Origin of the sequence: Aldersonia kunmingensis, assembly GCF_001646865.1 — a bacterium.
Lineage (GTDB): Bacteria > Actinomycetota > Actinomycetes > Mycobacteriales > Mycobacteriaceae > Aldersonia > Aldersonia kunmingensis.
The window spans coordinates 1-1,541 of record NZ_LRRB01000264.1; the positions used below are offsets into that span (position 1 = coordinate 1).

Annotated in this window: 1 protein-coding gene; it reads right to left on the reverse strand. The window is 66.5% G+C overall.

Annotation, left to right across the window (positions count from 1 at the left end; all coding sequences use genetic code 11):
- The coding region (locus tag A8G08_RS20800) for an amino acid adenylation domain-containing protein (protein ID WP_157108701.1) at window positions 1-1,541 on the reverse strand (1,541 nt) is incomplete at both ends.

Here is a 1,541-nt window from a genome sequence, read left to right on the forward strand (position 1 = left end):
CCGGTTCAGGAACCACATCCGCTGCTGCGCCAACGACAACGGCACACGCTCCGGCCGCGGCCGCGCCTCGAGCGCAACCCGCGTAGTGCCGGTATGCGATTCCACGGCCACCGCAAGGCGTTCCACCGTCGGTGCCTCGAAAAGCACCCGCACCGGAACCGCGGCATCCAACATCGCACCCAAGCGAGATGTCACCTGCGTAGCAAGAAGACTGTTACCGCCCAGAGCGAAGAAATCATCGTCGAGGCCGACGCGCCGCGATTCCTCGCCCGTCGCTTCGTTCGCCCCGAAACCGAGCACCTCGGCGAAGACCCCCGCCACAAGCTGCTCGATCGGAGTGGTCGGCGCACGGAACACCGCCACCGCAAACACCGGTTCCGGCAATGCCTTGCGATCCAACTTGCCCGACACGTTCAGCGGGAATGCGTCGAGAGCCATCACCGATTCGGGGACCATGTACGTCGGGAGCAGCGACTTGACCGCCGCGCGCAGCGCGTCCACATCGATATCGGTTCCCGGCGCGCTCGGAACGACGTAGGCCACGAGCCGGTCACCGAGATCATCCGCGCGCACGAGCACGACGGCCTGACCCACCTGCTCCTGCGCCAGCAGGGCGGCCTCGATCTCGCCGAGTTCGATGCGCTGGCCGCGCAGCTTCACCTGGAAGTCGGTACGACCGAGGTACTCGATGACACCGGCACCCGACGCATCTGTGGCCCAGCGGACCAGGTCGCCAGTGCGGTAGAGGCGGCCACCCGCCGGGTCGAACGGGTCGGCGACGAACCGCTCCGCCGACAGGTCCGGGCGACCGAAGTAACCACGGGCCACCTGCACACCCGCCATGTACAGCTCGCCGGCCGCGCCATCGGGCACCGGCTGCAACCGGGCGTCCAGCACGTACGCGCGGGAGTTGTAGACCGGCGCACCGATCGGCACGAACGCATCGAGCACTTCGGGTGCAGGACCCGCGACCGCGTGGACAGTGAATTCGGTGGGGCCATAAAGGTTGTGAATCTCGGCGCCGTTTCGCGCCCGGAACTGCGACACCGTCTGCCCCGACAAGGCTTCACCGGCGACGAACACCGCCCGCAGCGACGAGCAGGCACCCACACCGAACTCTCCGACGAACACCGACAGCATCGACGGCACGAACGAGGTCAGCGTTACCGACTGCTCCTCGATCACCCGCACCAAATACGCCGGATCACGATGACCATCCGGCGCCGCGATCACCAGGCGACCACCCAGACCGGTGACCGTGAACAACTCCCACACTGACACATCGAACGTCGTCGGGGTCTTCCACAACACCACATCGGACGCATCAACGCTGTACTCGCCGGCCACCCAGCCGATCTGGTTGACCACCGAACGATGCGCCACCGCAACACCCTTCGGGCGACCCGTCGAACCCGAGGTGTAAATGACATACGCGGCATTGGCCGGCCGCAACGGCGCCACCCGATCCGCATCCGTCAACGGCGCATCCGAATACGCGGAGACGTCCAGGGTGTCCAAGAGGAGGACAGACCTCTCCCCCA